Here is a 15,751-nt window from a genome sequence, read left to right as displayed (position 1 = left end):
ACGTGAATGCGGCCCGGAATATCCTCAGCCTCGGGGCAGGACGTTGCCCTCAAGAAGTTGGAATCCCCGTCCTTTAGGGCGGGGAGGGCGTCAAGGCCTATACTCCTTGTTTGACGCAGCTGTAATCAACAGCACTATACTCTAAAAGAAGGTGACGGCATGAAAGGTGATCCGAAGGTCATTCAGCATCTCAACATCGCACTCGGCAACGAACTGGTCGCCATCAACCAGTACTTCCTGCACGCCAAGATGTACAAGGATTGGGGGTTGAAAACCCTGGCCAAGTGGGAGTACGACGAGTCCATCGAAGAGATGCAGCACGCTGACAAGCTGATCGAGCGCATCCTGTTCCTGGAAGGCATCCCCAACCTGCAAGACCTCGGCAAGCTGCACATCGGCGAGAACGTCAAGGAAATGCTGGAAGCCGATCTCAAGATCGAGCACGACGGCCGCAACGACTACATCGAAGCCATCACCTACTGCGAAAGCGTCAAGGATTACGTGACCCGCGACCTGCTGCGCGACCTGCTGGCCGATGAAGAGGGTCACATCGACCACATCGAAACGCAGCTGAAGCTGATCGAGCAGGTCGGTATTCAGAACTACCTGCAAAAGCACATGGCGTTGGCGACCGACGAAGAGTAACGCGTCAAGCCGGGCATGCACTGCATCGCCCCGCCAACCAAAACGGGCAGCCCCAAGGGGCTGCCCGTTTTTTATGGGTTTCGGAATGGATGGCGGGTCACTGGCCCTGAGGCGCCAGTTGGCCAGTTGGGTTTGCAGGGGCCTCGAGAACGGGTTCATCGACGCTGAAGGTCGTCCGGCTCAGGCGACGTACCCGCTTCATGAACAGCGCGATGCACACCAGCGTACCGCACGCGGCAACCACGTAGCTGACCTGCAGCGGCAGGTTGAAGCCAATGGGGGCGTAGGCGAGGTAGGTGAACGTTGCCATGGTCATGAAGACCGCCGGGATGGAGGTGATCAGGTAGGGCTTGCGTGAGAGTACCAGGTACATCGTCGCAGTCCACAGGGCGATGACGGCGGTGGTCTGGTTGGCCCAGGAGAAGTAGCGCCACAGCAGCGTGAAGTCCATGTGGGTGAGCGCATAAGAGGCCACGAACAGCGGCAGCGCGATCATGATGCGCTTGGCGATCGGTTTCTGGCCCACTTTCAGATAGTCGGCAATGATCATGCGCGCACTGCGGAAAGCGGTGTCGCCGGACGTGATGGGCAGCACGATGACACCCAGTACCGCCAGCGTGCCACCGACGGCGCCCAGCATGGTGGTAGAGACTTCGCTGACCACGGCGGCCGGGCCACCGGACGCCAGCACGTCGGACAGGGTCTGGTCGCCGTAGAACAGGCTCATGGCGGCGGCGGCCCAGATCATGGCAATCACGCCTTCGGCAATCATCATGCCGTAGAAGATCTTGCGGCCATTGGTTTCGTTTTCAGTGGTCCGTGAGATGATCGGTGTCTGGGTGGCATGAAAGCCGGAAAGCGCACCACAGGAAATGGTCAGAAACAGCAGCGGGAAAATGGGCGCATTGTCCGGGTGCATGTTCTGGAAAGAGAGTTCGGGAATGGGCGCCCCAGTGACCACCAGGCCGATGCCGATACCGGCGGCGCTGAACAGCAGCAGCGCTCCAAAGTAGGGGTAGATACGGCCAATCACCTTGTCGATGGGCAGCAGCGTGGCCACCAGGTAATAGGCAAAGATGACCAGGATGATCAGCGTGACCGAGAAAGAGGTCATGTTGGCCAGCAGGGCGGCTGGCGACGTCACGAACACCGTACCCACCAGCAACAGCAGCAAAATGGCAAAACCGTTGACCACGTGCTTCATGGCTTTACCCAGGAACTTGCCTGCCAGTTGGGGCAAGTGCGCGCCGTGGTTACGAATCGAGATCATGCCGGTCAGGTAGTCGTGAACGGCACCGGCGAAAATACAGCCAATGACGATCCAGACGAACGCCACCGGGCCGTACAGCGCCCCCAGGATCGGGCCGAAAATGGGGCCTACACCCGCAATGTTAAGCAACTGAATCAAGGAGTTGCGCGTCGTATTCATCGGCACGTAGTCGATGTTATCGCGCATGCTGAAAGCGGGGGTCTGGCGCTTACGATCAGCGACAAACACGCGCTCGACGAACTTGCCGTAGGTAAAGTAACCCACGATCAGCAGTAGTATCGAGAGAATGAAGGTAATCATCTAAAGCACTCAACAGGTCAGGGGGAGTGCGTGGCCATTGACGGGCCACGCTTATTTAGCCGGAAGGAATGTACAGAGACCTGTCAGGTCATGCCTTACAACTTTAGTGGTTTACGACTTTAGTGGCTGACGATTTTAGTGGAGTGACGAACTGATCACGCCACACGCCATGCGAGCACCGCCGCCGCCCAAGTGAGGTTCGTCATCGTAGGTGTCGCCGCCTTCATGAATGATCAGGCTGCGGCCCAGCACGTCTTCCATGCTCAGGCGCGGTGCCAGCACCGGCAGGTTGGCTTCCCCGTCCTCATTGACGGTCAGCACCGGCAAATCACCCAAGTGGCCATCGCCATAGGGGCCCTGGTGGGTGTCGGTCTCTTCGGGGTCGTAGTGGCCACCAGCCGCTTGCGCTGCGGTCATCTCACCATCTTCGTTTTCAGCCGGGTCGCAGCTGGCATTTTCATGCATGTGAAAGCCGTACACGCCTGGCTCCAGGTCACTCAAGGAGGGCGTGAAGAGCACGCCGTGATCGGTATGCTCGATGGCGATGGTACCAATCGACTCTTCGGTACCTTCAGCGCTCACCTTGTGTATCTCGACGTCCAATGCTTCATTGGCCTGTGCCGCGCCTGCCAACAGCAGGGCCGCAGCGATACCGGTCAGCGGTAATGAATAGCGCATGTGATGGCTCCTTTCCTTGTCCATGGAAGCCCTGGCACAGCGTGGCGTGCCAAGGGGTACCTTATCAAGGTAGTTGGCGAAGGGCTAACCCGCCAACGTCAGGGCCATCTGACGATCACACACTTTCTCGATCAAGGCCGGGTCATGGCTGACCAGCATCACCGCACAGCCCTGTTCCCGGGCCAGCTCGATGAGCAGGCTGAGGGTGTGCTGCTGAGTGACGGGGTCGAGCCTGGACGTGGGTTCGTCGGCGAACAGGAAGCGTGGCTCGAGCAGCAGCACGCGCAGCATCGCGAAGCGCTGCAGTTCACCGCCGGAAATCTCCCCCGGCCGACGGGCCAGCAGGTGGTCGTCGAGCCCCAGGCGCTGCAGCAGCGGTGCTACCCGTGCCGGGTCGAAGCGGTGACGCCGCTGCAGGTCGGCCAGCAGCTGCGCCAGTGTCCAGTGGGGCGAAAAGGCGGCCGGAGGGTCCTGGTAGAGCTTCTGGCGGCCCAGTACGGGAATACTTTGATGGTAGTCGACGCGCCCCTGGTTGGGCCGCGTGACGCCCAGCAGAATATCGCCCAGCGTGCTCTTGCCGCAGCCGGAGGAGCCCACCACGCCGACGATTTCGCCGGGGCGCAGGCTGACCTCCAGCTGGGAGAAGAGCGCTCGACCGCCGCGCGTCATGGCAAGCCCCTGGGCGCTGACCACGGGGGCCTCGGCGTGGCCACGAAACGCGGGGGGATCGGGCCAGCGGCTGGGTTCGGCGGCCAGCAGGCGTTGGGCATACTCGGTATTCGGGTGGTTCAGCAGCACTTCGGCAGGACCGCGTTCAACCACCTGTCCCTTGCGCAGAATGATCACTTCGCCCCCCAGTCGCCGGGCGACTTCGATATCGTGTGTGATGGTCAGCAGGGTGCCGCCACGCTCGGGGGTGCTGGCCAGTAATTCGACCACGTCATCCCGGCGCGGGGCATCCAGCCCTTTGGTGGGCTCATCGGCAATCACCATGGCAGCCCCCGCAGCGCTGGCGGCCGCGAAGGCCACCCGCTGGGCCATGCCGCCGGAGAGCTCCCCCGGCAGTTTATGCAGCGCATGGGCAAGACCCAGGCGGCTCAACTCGGCCTTGGCGGCGGCTTGGGCGTCTGCTGCTGTCTTGCCAGCGACGAAACGATGGGTTTCTGCCACTTGTGGCAGGGCGCGCATGGTGGGGTCCAGCGCGTTCCAGGGCTCCTGGGGCAGCAGCGCCAGAGTGCGGCCCCACAGCGCCTGCCGGCTTTGCGGGGCGTTGGCAGGATAAGTCACACCGGCAATTTCCAGCGAACCTTGCGCCGCCAGACCCGGCGGTAGCGTGCCCATGATGGCCTGGGCAATCAGGCTCTTGCCCGAACCGGCTTCCCCCAGCAGGGTCAGACGCTGGCCAGCGGCCAGACGAAAGCTGATCGGGGCGATGGTGACGCCGTCGCCAGTGATCTCCAGATCACTGACATCCAGCAGTTGAGTGGTGAGCGTCATGGAGGTCATCGTGGGTCCTTCCCTGCCAGCAGGTTCAAGCTCAAGACCACCACGAACAGCACGAGAATCGGCTGTGCCATGGCCCAGGGGGCTTCGTGGTAGTAGGGCAACAGCTCGATCATCATCAAGCCCAGTTCCGCCGTGGGCGGCCGCAGGTCGACGCTGACAAAGCCCAGCGCGGCCATGGCGAGAATCGCGCTGGCGGCACCGAAGGCGGCCAGCGTGAACACCTGGGGCGCCAGCTCAGGCCATAAGTGGCGACGAAACAGCATCACCGGGCCAAAGCCCAGCAGTCGGCTGGCTTCGATCTGTGGTGAGGTGACCAGCGCTTGGGTGCGCGCTCGTACTACCCGGAAATACTCGATCCACAGCACCAGCGAGATCCCCACGTAGAGGGTCCAGAAGTTGCCGGGGGCGATGGCGGCCAGCAGCAGCACCAGCAACAGGCCCGGCAGCGCCAGGCAGGCATCGGACACGCTACCCAGCAGGCGGTCGGTCCAGCCGCCCCGCCAGCCCGCCACGACGCCCAGCAGTACGCCGGGAATGGCGGCGGTGGCTACGCTGAGCAGTGCCATGCCCAATGAGAGCCGAATGGCGGCTGCCATACGCGCCAGCATGCTGCGGCCAAGGTGGTCGGTACCGAAGGGCTCGGCCAGCGAGGGTGCCTGCAGGATGCGGCTGAGCTGCTGGCGGGCGGGGTCGGCGTCGACCAGCCAGGGCACCAGCCAGGCAAAGGCGAGCAGCAGGGCCAGCAGGCCCGCGCCCCACCATTGGCGCGCCGATAGCAGCGTCGTATGGCCATGCAGGGGGCGGGAGGCAGGTAGCCGTGACGAGGTAGTGCCCATCATGCTTGGCGTCTCCTTGGGTCGAGTAGGTGGCAGGCGATATCCACCGCCGTATTCAGCAGCACGAACAGCAGGCCCATGACCAGCGCCGTGCCTTGAATCATCGGCACGTCTCGGGCCACGATGGCGTGTACCAGGGCGTGGCCGATGCCGGGCCAGGCGAACAGGGTTTCGACCACCACGACACCTTCGATCAGGTAGACGAACTGGACGCCCAGATAGGCCACCACGGGCACCGATGCGTTGCGCAGACCGTGGCGCAGGAAGCTGCGCCGTGGCCCAAGGCCCTTGGTGTGAGAAAAGGCGTAATAGGCCGACTGGGAAACCTCGGCCATGGCGTTGCGAGCCACGCGGCTGGAGACCGCCGCCAGGCCCAGCGCCAGCGTCAGGGCCGGTAGCACGGTATGCAGCGGCCCACCGTGGCCTGCCACCGGCAGCCAGCCCAGGGTGACGGCAAACAGCATGATCAGCAGCAGCCCGACGGCAAAGGCGGGCAGCGCGCGCAACACGCTGGCGGCGACTTCGCTGGTGCGATCCAGCAGGCCGCCGGGGCGGCGCCCGGCCGCCAGCCCCAGCGGGGGGCCAATCAGCAGCGAGAGCAACACCGCCACCACGGCCAGGCTCAAGGAGTGGCCCAACTGGTGGGAAAGCTCTTCCAGCACGGGCCGCCCGCTCACCAGCGAGCGGCCCAGATCGAACTGGACGAGATCCCAGAGCCAGCCCAGGTAGGCGCCCAGGCCCGACTGGTCCAGCGCCAGCTCGGCCCGCACGGCCTCGGCGGCGGCGCCATCCACCATGTCATGCCCATAGCGACCGGCGGCAATGCGGTAGGCCATATCGCCTGGCAGGGTGCGGGTAATGATGAACGTCAGCGTGCCCACCAGCCAGGCCACCAGCCCTGCCTGCAACAGCCGCGACCACAGTAGTCGGCCCAATCCATGGTTCCAGCGTGATATCACTCTGCCCACCCCATTTGGTCGATGCGGTAACTGCGCTCCAGCGGATCGATGGAGAACCCTTCCAGGGCGCTGTTGACCGCTGCGGTTTGCTGATACCAGGCCACGGGAATCAGCGGCATCTGCTGGTGAAGGCGCTCTGCGACCAGCGGTGCCAGGTCATCGAGGGTCTGCTCGTCGGTGGCTTGACGCAGCGCGTCCAGCCACTGAGCCACCTCTTCGTCACGCCAGTTCATGGTGCCCCAGTCGCCGCCCATCGAGTTGGCGTCACTGCCGATATCGTCCATCAGCGAGCCCAGCGGGTTGGGCACCAGACCGTAGTTGCGGCCTACCAGGCCGACTTCCAGGCTGTTGTCGTGGTGGCCGGAAGGGATCTCGCTGGCGTTACCCACGGCGACTTCCAGCGCGACACCAATATCGCGCCACTGATCCTGCAGGGCAGTGGCCACGACCGGAAGCTCGGGGCGATCCGCATAGGTGCGCAGGGTCAAGGCAAACGGCTGGCCATCGCGCTCCAGCATGCCATCACGCCCTGCTTCCCAGCCCAGTTCGGCCAGCAGCGCCTTGGCGGCCTCGATATCCTGGGCATCCGCAGGGTCAAGCCCCAGGTGCCAGAGGCCAAGGCTATCCGGGAAGAGTTCGGCGGCCGCGGCTTCCGGGGTGCGCAGCAGGCCCGCCGCAATGCCCTGCCGGTCGATGGCCATGCTCAGCGCCTGACGAGCGCGCGCATCTTCCAGCAGCGCATGGCCTGCATTCAGTTTCAGCATGATGGTGCGTGGCAGCGGCTCGGCGTGCAGCGCTAGCCGTGCGTTACGCGCCAGGCGTGCCTGGCTGGCGGGGTCCAGGGTGTACACGATATCGGCGTCACCGCTTTCGGCCATCAGGGCGCGGGTTTCGCCTCGGCTAACGGCCAGGTAGCTGGCGCTGGCAATGTTGGCGGGCTCTCCCCAGTAATCCTCGAACCGCGTGACGGTCATGCGCTGCGGTGGCGAGAGCGCCTCCACCTGATAAGGGCCGCTACCGATCATCGCCACGACGTCGCCATTATCGGCAAACGCCGCATCGGCAAGAATCAGCGCGGTGGAGTGTGCCAACAGGGCCGGCAGGGGCGAGAAGGGGCTTTCCAGCTCGATGACCACGGCACCCTGGTCGGCCCGCATCTGCTGAATCGGGGCGCTGTCGAGTATGCCCGGTTTGGCACGGGCGACTTCCAGGCTGTGGAGCGCTGCCTCGGCGGTCACGGCGCTGCCGTCATGAAAGGTGGCTCCCTCCCGCAGCGTGAAACGCCATGTCAGGCCGTCTTCGGAGACCTCCCAGGCGCTGGCGAGTCCTGGGGCAAGCTGCCCGTTCGAGTCGGTGTCCACCAGGGTCTCGGCCACGCGCATGCGGCCAAATACATAGCCCGAGATGGCCGGGTCTGGCCCCTTGATTTCCCACGGGGCGACGATATCCAGGCGCTGTTCGTTCGCCCATGCAGCAGGCGTTACGGGTAAAGCCAGTAGGAGGGTGACTCCCGCAGCAAAGGCGTGCTTCATAAGAAACTCCTGATGGAATAAAAGAGTTATTTTATAACATATCAGGTTAGGTATGAAAGTCATTCTCGTCTGTGCAACGGATGACATTCACCTCTGTAGCCGCGACAATAGCCCGCCGGGCATATCGCCACCCGGGTCGTCGTTTCATGCCGTTAGTAGGGAATTCCATGCCGCCACTCAACATCCTCTATCAGGATGAGCACCTCGTTGCCGTGCATAAGCCTTCCGGGCTGCTGGTGCACCGCTCCGCCCTGGCGCGGGGGGAAACCGAATTTCTGCTCCAGCGTCTGCGCGACCAGCTGGGCAAGCGGGTATATCCCGTGCATCGGCTGGACCGGCCCACCTCCGGGGTCATGGTGCTGGGGCTCTCGTCGGAAGCGGCGGCGCTGCTGGCCGAAGCGTTCAGCGAACGCCAGGTGGAGAAGCGTTACCTGGCCGTGGTGCGCGGCAAGGCACCTGAGCAGGAGCGGCTGGACTACCCGCTCAGGGAGGAGGACGGCACCCGACCCAAGGCGGAAATGCCCGCCATGCCCGCGATGACCGACATTCGCCGCCTGGACAGCGTCGAGCTACCCGTGCAGGTAGACCGCTACCCGGTGGCGCGTTACTCGCTGGTGGAGGCGCGCCCCCTGACCGGGCGACGGCACCAGATACGCCGCCACTTGTCCCGTCGCGGCTACCCGATCATCGGCGACGCCAAGCACGGCAAGAGTGTCCACAACCGCTTTTTTGCCGAACAGCTGGCAGCGCCACGCCTGCTGCTGGCAGCGACTTACCTGGCCTTCGATCATCCGCTGCTGGATAAGCGCATTCAGCTTGGCTGTGCCGTGGACGACACCATGAAGCACCTGTTCGAGCAGTTTGGCTGGCAGGGGCATTTACCGCTGGATAGCGTGCGAACGCCGCCCATTGCCACGCCTTCTGCCCTGCAAGCACTGTGAGCCTGCCCATGTCATTGAATGAATCCACGACTTCCTCTAGCGATTATGACTTCCGCTTTGGCGGTATTCGGCGCCTTTACGGCCAGCGTGCGGCGCAGGCATTTCGCCGTGCCCATGTGGTGGTGGTCGGGGTTGGCGGCGTGGGTAGCTGGGCGGTCGAGGCGCTCGCCCGCTCGGGCATCGGCAAGCTTACGCTGATCGATCTGGACGACGTGTGTGTCTCCAACGTCAACCGCCAACTCCACGCGCTGGATGGCACGATTGGCCAGCCCAAAGTAGACGTTTTGGCCCAGCGCTGCCGCCTGATTGCTCCCGAGATCGAGATCATCGCGGATACCGCTTTCGTCACGCCCACCAACCTAGCCGAGCGCATTCCTGAGGATGCCGACCATGTGGTGGATGCCATTGATAGCGTGATTGCCAAAGCGGCGCTAATCGCCTGGTGCAAGCGACGCAAGATTCCGATTACCGTCACCGGCGCAGCGGGCGGGCAGACCGATCCCACGCGCATTCAAGTGGCGGACTTGACCCGCACCGAGCACGACCCGCTGCTCTCCAAAGTGCGCTCAAGATTGCGCCGGGATTACGGCTTCTCCCGCAACCCTAAACGGCGTTTCTCGGTGGAGTGCGTCTACTCCGACGAGCAGTTGCTCTACCCCAGTGCCGACGGCGAAGTGTGCCTGCAAAAGCCCGGCAGCAACGAGGCTACACGGCTGGACTGCGCTTCAGGCTTTGGCGCCGCGACGTTTCTCACCGGCACCTTTGGCTTCGTGGCCGCCTCCAAAGTGCTGGAGCGCCTCGCTAAGAAAGCGAATCAGCCCGCCGCCACTCAAGCCATTCAAGAGGAAAACGAATGATCACTCCCGTTCCCGGTATTTACCGCCACTACAAAGGCAACCTTTACGAAGTGATGGGCACCGCCCAGCACAGCGAAAGCGAAGAGCCGCTAGTGGTCTACCGCGCCCTCTACGGCGACTACGGCCTCTGGGTGCGCCCGCTGGCGATGTTCATGGAGAGCGTGACGAAAGAAGGGAATACCCAGCCGCGCTTTGCATTGGAGAAGGCGTTCTAGCCCTACTGATTGCGCCACTAGAGCGTCTGCTGTTTTGTAGTTGCCATTGCTTATATTCCATAATTGTCTATATTTATAACAATAGTTGACGCGCAGGCGTCTGGCAGACTTGTCCAAGTATCTGGAGATAAGCATGAAGACCTTTGCTCTTTCGCAAAGCACCGGTGCGGGATCCCCCCATGTGGCGGGCTTTTTTGACCCGCGTACCTTTAGCGTTCAATACATCGTCAGCGACCCCGCCACCGGGCAGTGTGCGATTATTGATCCGGTGCTGGATTTCGACGAGAAGTCCGGCGCAACGGCGACTTTCTGCGCGGATGCGTTGCTGAAATATGTAGAGGATCAAGGCCTGACAGTGGCGTGGATTTTGGATACGCACCCCCATGCGGACCACTTTTCCGCAGCCCAGTACCTGAAAGAGAAAACGGGCGCACCAACGGCGATTGGCCAATACGTGACCAAGGTGCAGGCGCTGTGGAAGGAGATTTATCACTGGCCCGATATGGCCGTCGATGGTCGCCAGTGGGACAGGCTATTTGTCGAAGGCGATACGTTTACCATCGGTGAACTCAGCGCCCGCGTGCTTCACTCGCCTGGCCATACGCTGGCCTCTATTACCTATGTAATTGGTGACACCGCCTTTGTGCATGACACCCTGTTCCAGCCTGATTTTGGCACCGCGCGTGCCGATTTCCCCGGTGGCAGTGCCCAATCGCTGTGGCACTCCATTCAGCAGATTCTTGCGCTGCCGGGCGATACGCGGCTGTTTACCGGCCACGACTACATGCCCGATGGCCGTGAGCCAAAGTGGCAGAGCAGCGTCGATGAGCAGCGAGCCAACAACCCACACTTGGTTGGCAAAAGCGAGGAGGAGTACATCGCACTGCGCCACCAGCGGGATAGCGAGCTGCCCATGCCCAAGCTGATTCTGCACGCGCTGCAGGTAAACACCCGCGGCGGCCGCTTGCCGGAGCCAGAAGCCAATGGCAAGCGCTATCTAAAAATCCCGCTGGATGCTCTGGAAGGTGCGGCCTGGGATTGATGTTATCCAAACTCAACAGGAGGTGTAGGCATGCAAACGAAGCCATTAGAGCCAGGCGTCGAGATCACCTCAGCGCTGGCGGTGGATGAGTTGGAAAAAGTCAAAGCGCGTGGTTTTCACGCGGTGGTGTGTCATCGCATCGAGGGTGAAAGCGAGGACTTTCCCGACGAAGCTGGCTTCCGCGAAAAGGCCAGGCAGCTTGGTCTTGCCTGGGTGCATATTCCCGTGAAGCCAGGCGAATACCGTGAGGCTGACATTCGCGCCTTCGCTGAAGCCCTCCAACAGCTGCCACGCCCTCTCTTGGCGTTTTGCCGCACCGGCAAGCGGGCCACGCATCTGTGGGCCCACGCGAAGCGTCAGCACGAGCAGTGCGATTTGGCAGTACTGTTTGCGGCGGCTCATGCGGCGGGGATCGATCTGGAAGATCAGCGCCATACGCTACATGCGATTGCCCAGTAACAGGCGAAGATGAGTGTGCTGTCGGCGTGAAGAACCCGTCTCAACGCATAGCCGTGATGAGAGTGCATCATGATCATTGACCGGTGGATACCGTTAATCGGCTGGCTGCGAACCTACCATCGGGGCGTGCTCACGCGGGATCTACTCGCTGCGGTGATCGTCACGCTGATGCTGGTGCCGCAAGCGCTGGCCTACGCCATGCTGGCAGGGCTGCCACCGGAAATGGGGCTTTATGCCAGCATGCTGCCGCTGGTGCTGTACGCCATCTTTGGCACCAGCGCGAGTTTGGCGGTAGGGCCGGTGGCGGTGGCAGCACTGATGACGGCCTCGGCGCTGAGCAGCTTTGCTGCGCCGGGCAGCCCGGAATATATCGGTGCTGCGCTGGTGCTGGCGGCCCTCTCAGGGCTGATCCTTATCGCCATGGGCGTGCTTCGGCTGGGCTTTTTAGTCAACTTTCTCAGCCACCCGGTGATTTCCGGGTTTGTGACCGCCTCGGGGATTTTGATCGCGATCAGCCAGTTGAAGCACATTTTTGGTATCGAGGCGACCGGCCATAACGTGGTGGACCTGCTGCAAGCGCTATTGGGCCAGTGGCAGCAGGTGAATATGATCACGCTGCTGATTGGCGTGGGCGTATGGGCCTATCTATGGGTGTGCCGCAAGCGCTTGAATGGCTGGCTGACCGGGTTAGGAGTGCCGGCCAGTTTGGCTGGGCTAATGGTCAAGGCGGCGCCTATTTCGGCGGTCATCGTGACCACGCTGTTGGCCTGGGGCTTACAACTGGAGCAGCGCGGGGTCGATGTGGTGGGCTTTGTGCCCAGTGGCCTGCCTGCCATTACGCTGCCGAGCCTGGATCAATCGGTTTGGCTCGGGCTGTTGCCGGCGGCGCTGTTGATCAGTTTAGTGGGGTTCGTGGAGTCGGTATCCGTGGCGCAGACCCTGGCCGCCAAGCGCCGTCAGCGTATCGACCCCAACCAGGAGCTGATCGCGCTCGGCATGGCCAATCTTGGTGCTGGCGTCAGCGGCGGCTCACCGGTTTCGGGCGGTTTTTCGCGCTCGGTGGTCAATTTTGAAGCCGGAGCAGCCACGCCGCTGGCGGGGGCTTTTACCGCGTTGGGCATCGTGTTGGCGACGCTGCTGCTGACGGATTTGTTGGCCTTTTTACCCACCGCCACGCTGGCCGCCACGATTATCGTGGCCGTAGGGACGTTGATCGATTTGCCTGCGGTAAAGCGGACCTGGCAATACTCCAGAAGCGATGGTGTGGCGATGGTCGCTACTTTGCTGCTGACCCTGCTGCACAGCGTGGAAGTGGGCATTATCAGCGGAGTGGTACTGTCGCTGGGGTTACATCTTTACCGCACCAGCCAACCTCATAGCGCGGTGGTCGGTCGGGTGCCGGGCACCGAGCATTTCCGTAACGTGAAGCGCCATCAGGTCGAAACCGACGAGCATGTCGCCATGCTGCGCATCGATGAAAGCCTCTATTTTGCCAACGCCCGCTATCTCGAAGATACCGTCATGGAGCTGGCCGCGCGCTCGCCGTCGCTCAAGCACATTGTGCTCACCTGCCAGGCGGTGAATGTCATCGATGCGTCAGCGCTGGAGAGCCTGGAGGCCATCAACGGGCGGCTGAAAGACGCTGGAGCCACACTGCACCTGGCCGAGGTGAAAGGGCCGGTGATGGACCGCCTAAAGCATACGGGGTTTTATCACGAACTGACTGGTCAGGTGTTCTTTACCACCTATGACGCTTGGCAGGCGCTGGCGCATCCGGTCATTGCGACATAAAAGTGTGTTTGCGCTAATCTGTGGGAGGCCAATGCATTGGGCGACTGCCAGAGTAGCCACCCCAGCCTGCTTGTGGGAGGCCAATTTATTGGGCGATTGCCTGGGCAGCCACTGGTGCTGCCATCATCGCGGGCTGAAGCCCCCTCCCACAACAACAAAGTGGCGGGAGTGAGACCAGTGGAGTCAGGGTAGCTTGGGTAGCCACTTCAGCCTGCTTGTGGGTGGCCAATTGATTCACGCCAGTCTGCGTAGAACCTTATGTTTAGGGGCGTTATTCCCAGGCAGGGAAGGGGTCCGGGAGTTGCTTCCACGCTTCCATGCCTTCCAGCAACTCTGCTTCGCTCAGCAGGCACTCATCCAGCGCAGCACGCATGCGGGATTGATCCATGTTCTGGCCAATGAACACCAGCTCCTGGCGCATGTCGCCAAACGGCTCTTGCCATTTCTCCAGGATGAACTGGCGGTATTCCGGGTCTTCCGGCCAGTTGGCTTCCGGGATGGCCTTCCAGAACACCCCGGCGGGGCCGTGATGGGCAATGCCGCCTGCCTGGCTCCACTGGCCCGCGTAGCGGGGGCGAGTGGCCAGCCAGAAAAAGCCTTTGGAGCGCAGCAGGCCCTTGCCGAACCACTCGGCATTCAGCAGGTCGTGAAATTTTTGCGGGTGGAAGGGGCGGCGGGCGTGGTAGGCGAAGCTGCCAATGCCGTACTCTTCGGTTTCCGGCACGTGCTCTCCGCGCATCTCCTTGAGCCAGCCGGGCGCCTGCTGGGCGCGCTCGAAATCGAACTTGCCGGTATCCAGCACCTTGTCCAGCGGGACACCGCCCTGGGTGATGGGCACCAGCTCGGCCTCCGGGTTGAGCGAGCGCAGGATTGCTTTCAATGATGCCAGTTCGGTGTCACTGATCAAGTCCGTCTTGCTGATTAGCAGCACATCGCAAAACTCGATCTGGTCCACCAGCAGGTCGGCGACGTTGCGCTCATCGTCCTCGCCCAGGCTTTCTCCTGCCTCGGCCAGGCTCTGCGCCTCCTGGTACTGAGCCAGGAAGTTGGCGCCATCGACCACGGTGACCAGCGTGTCCAGCCTTGCGACCTGGGAAAGGCTCTGGCCGCTTTCGTCTTCGAAGGTAAAGGTTTCCGCCACGGGCAGCGGCTCGGAGATGCCGGTGGACTCGATGACCAGGTAATCGAACTTGCCCTCGCGAGCCAGTTGGCTCACCTCTACCAGCAGATCCTCGCGTAGCGTGCAGCAGATGCAGCCGTTGCTCATTTCGACCAGCCGCTCTTCCGAACGATTCAGTGCGACGTCACTGTCCAGGGTCGGCTCGCCGGGGCCGCCGCGTACCAGTGCGCCATCGATATTGACCTCGCTCATGTCGTTGACGATCACTGCAACGCGACGACCCTCGCGGTTGGCGAGAATATGATTGAGCACGGTGGTTTTTCCCGCGCCCAGAAAGCCGGAAAGCACGGTCACGGGTAAAGGAGCAAACGCAGACATTGCCAGTACCTCTAAATGGGTTTATGTTATGTGATAATATAACAATTAAATGCCCGTGAAAACGATATCCTCGATACTGGCTGAGGAGGAGGAGAGGTCACCGCTTGTATTGGGTGGGGCAGTAACCGCGCAGAACCTCTGGGGCGCGCAGTGCCGCATGCTTGGTGGTTCTACCCGACACCCGTTGGCGCCACAGGCGAAAAGAGTTCGGTTTGAGCTGGTAACGCATGATGGCGATCACCTCAGGCTCGCCCAGCCCGAACAGTGATGCAATGGCTTCGAAAGGCGTGCGATCCTCCCAGGCCATCTCGATGATGCGAGACTGCTCGTCGAGTGGCAAACGATGAAAGCGTTTTACGGCAGCGTGGGGCATGGCTTGTCCAATGGTAGGAAGTGATATTGTTATTGTACGCTACTGAAGTTTTGTGTTGATACTGTCGGGGTTTTCCTTGGCTGCCAGTAGAGCGCGAAAAAGTCCGTTCATCAAGACTGGCTGGTCATGACGAACCCGAAAACCAGCCTGTGTCAGCAGGGGAGTAGCCTGACGAGTGATGTCGGTCGCGATGAGCGAGGTCAGCATGTTCAGCGCGCGTCGCCCCTTTCCCGCAGGGTGAGTGTCGGGCTGAAACTTGTCCATGACGCACAGCTGCCCGCCGGGCTTCAAAACCCGATAGGCTTCTGCCAGGCCTTGCTCGGGTTGGGGCATGACTGCCAGGATCAAGTGCATGATCACCACATCGAAATGCCCGTCGGCATACTCCAGCGCCGCAGCATCCATGACCTTGCAGAATACGTCGCGCTGGTGGCGGCTGGCCTTGGCATCGGCGCGCTTCAACATGGCGGGCGTTACATCGGTCAGGTGCACTTCCAGCTCGCGGGGGAGAAAGGGAAGATCGAGCCCCGTCCCGGCTCCCACCACCAATACGCGCATGCCCGGCTCCCAATCCACGTGGCTCAGCGCCACCTGGCGCGGTTTGCGCAGAGCTCGTGAGACCAGAATGTCATAGACAGGCGAATACAGACTGTAGCGCAGGCGATTCCAGGCAGTGGTATTCAGCATGAGCGTGACCTTTTGATGCGCATTGAATAGACGAACGTGTTGGCGCGGAAGGCATAGACACCTATAGCATGAATATCGCATGGCTACCAAGCCGTACGATTGAATTTCGGACACGGTTTGGATTTATTTTGTTACCAATGGATACACTTTGCGGTGATTTTA

Annotated in this window: 16 protein-coding genes; 7 read left to right on the top strand and 9 right to left on the bottom strand. The window is 61.8% G+C overall.

Annotated features, from left to right (window positions below; genetic code table 11):
* Positions 1 to 159 precede the first annotated feature (159 nt).
* Positions 160 to 645, top strand: coding sequence for a bacterioferritin (gene bfr / locus CWI66_RS12810; protein WP_016914994.1), 486 nt, complete (start codon positions 160 to 162; stop codon positions 643 to 645).
* Positions 646 to 742: 97 nt separating this feature from the next.
* Here bfr and CWI66_RS12805 read toward each other — a convergent pair whose 3' ends face one another.
* The 6 genes from CWI66_RS12805 to CWI66_RS12780 form a co-directional block, all read right to left on the bottom strand.
* On the bottom strand, positions 743 to 2,215 hold the full coding sequence (locus CWI66_RS12805) for a carbon starvation CstA family protein (protein ID WP_100731900.1): 1,473 nt from the start codon (positions 2,213 to 2,215) through the stop codon (positions 743 to 745).
* A gap of 135 nt (positions 2,216 to 2,350) precedes the next feature.
* Complete coding sequence (sodC, locus tag CWI66_RS12800) at positions 2,351 to 2,893, bottom strand: superoxide dismutase family protein (RefSeq protein ID WP_100731899.1); 543 nt, start codon at positions 2,891 to 2,893, stop codon at positions 2,351 to 2,353.
* A gap of 84 nt (positions 2,894 to 2,977) precedes the next feature.
* Positions 2,978 to 4,399, bottom strand: a complete 1,422-nt coding sequence (locus tag CWI66_RS12795) for an ABC transporter ATP-binding protein (RefSeq protein ID WP_100731898.1) — start codon at positions 4,397 to 4,399, stop codon at positions 2,978 to 2,980.
* Positions 4,396 to 5,238 (bottom strand): ABC transporter permease, encoded by an 843-nt coding sequence (locus CWI66_RS12790; RefSeq protein WP_081136659.1) that lies wholly within the window; start codon positions 5,236 to 5,238, stop codon positions 4,396 to 4,398. The genes CWI66_RS12795 and CWI66_RS12790 overlap by 4 nt, the downstream gene beginning before the upstream one ends.
* Complete coding sequence (locus CWI66_RS12785) at positions 5,235 to 6,170, bottom strand: ABC transporter permease (RefSeq protein WP_016914989.1); 936 nt, start codon at positions 6,168 to 6,170, stop codon at positions 5,235 to 5,237. Before CWI66_RS12785 ends, CWI66_RS12790 begins: the two co-directional genes overlap by 4 nt.
* Positions 6,171 to 6,190: 20 nt before the next feature.
* Positions 6,191 to 7,726, bottom strand: coding sequence for an ABC transporter substrate-binding protein (locus tag CWI66_RS12780; protein WP_198517581.1), 1,536 nt, complete (start codon positions 7,724 to 7,726; stop codon positions 6,191 to 6,193).
* Between the two features lie 167 nt (positions 7,727 to 7,893).
* On the opposite strand from CWI66_RS12780, the gene CWI66_RS12775 reads away from it, so the two are divergent.
* The 6 genes from CWI66_RS12775 (at position 7,894) to CWI66_RS12750 (ending at position 13,031) form a co-directional block, all read left to right on the top strand.
* On the top strand, positions 7,894 to 8,667 hold the full coding sequence (locus tag CWI66_RS12775) for a pseudouridine synthase (protein ID WP_100731896.1): 774 nt from the start codon (positions 7,894 to 7,896) through the stop codon (positions 8,665 to 8,667).
* Between the two features lie 8 nt (positions 8,668 to 8,675).
* Positions 8,676 to 9,524 (top strand): tRNA cyclic N6-threonylcarbamoyladenosine(37) synthase TcdA, encoded by an 849-nt coding sequence (tcdA, locus tag CWI66_RS12770; protein ID WP_100731895.1) that lies wholly within the window; start codon positions 8,676 to 8,678, stop codon positions 9,522 to 9,524.
* Positions 9,521 to 9,739: a DUF1653 domain-containing protein gene (locus CWI66_RS12765; protein ID WP_100731894.1), complete on the top strand. Its 219-nt coding sequence runs from the start codon at positions 9,521 to 9,523 to the stop codon at positions 9,737 to 9,739. The genes tcdA and CWI66_RS12765 overlap by 4 nt, the downstream gene beginning before the upstream one ends.
* Positions 9,740 to 9,872: 133 nt before the next feature.
* Positions 9,873 to 10,781, top strand: a complete 909-nt coding sequence (locus CWI66_RS12760; RefSeq protein ID WP_100731893.1) for an MBL fold metallo-hydrolase — start codon at positions 9,873 to 9,875, stop codon at positions 10,779 to 10,781.
* Positions 10,782 to 10,811: 30 nt separating this feature from the next.
* Entirely contained in the window at positions 10,812 to 11,240 is a 429-nt protein-coding gene (locus CWI66_RS12755; protein WP_081136649.1) for a TIGR01244 family sulfur transferase, read from the top strand.
* A 69-nt stretch (positions 11,241 to 11,309) separates the two neighbouring features.
* The gene (locus CWI66_RS12750; protein ID WP_081136647.1) at positions 11,310 to 13,031 is read left to right on the top strand and encodes a SulP family inorganic anion transporter; all 1,722 of its coding nucleotides are present in this window, start codon (positions 11,310 to 11,312) and stop codon (positions 13,029 to 13,031) included.
* Positions 13,032 to 13,302: 271 nt separating this feature from the next.
* On the opposite strand, the gene zigA is transcribed toward CWI66_RS12750, so the two are convergent.
* The 3 genes from zigA to CWI66_RS12735 form a co-directional block, all read right to left on the bottom strand.
* Complete coding sequence (zigA, locus tag CWI66_RS12745) at positions 13,303 to 14,529, bottom strand: zinc metallochaperone GTPase ZigA (protein WP_081136644.1); 1,227 nt, start codon at positions 14,527 to 14,529, stop codon at positions 13,303 to 13,305.
* 97 nt (positions 14,530 to 14,626) lie between these two features.
* Positions 14,627 to 14,902 (bottom strand): TIGR03643 family protein, encoded by a 276-nt coding sequence (locus CWI66_RS12740; protein ID WP_081136642.1) that lies wholly within the window; start codon positions 14,900 to 14,902, stop codon positions 14,627 to 14,629.
* 39 nt (positions 14,903 to 14,941) lie between these two features.
* Positions 14,942 to 15,589, bottom strand: coding sequence for a class I SAM-dependent methyltransferase (locus CWI66_RS12735; protein ID WP_081195194.1), 648 nt, complete (start codon positions 15,587 to 15,589; stop codon positions 14,942 to 14,944).
* Positions 15,590 to 15,751 lie beyond the last annotated feature (162 nt).

The sequence above is a fragment of the Halomonas sp. 141 genome (assembly GCF_002810305.1).
Taxonomy (GTDB): Bacteria; Pseudomonadota; Gammaproteobacteria; order Pseudomonadales; family Halomonadaceae; genus Vreelandella; species Vreelandella stevensii.
The sequence above is the reverse complement of the archived record's forward strand: the minus strand, read 5'-3'. Positions and strand labels throughout refer to the sequence as shown.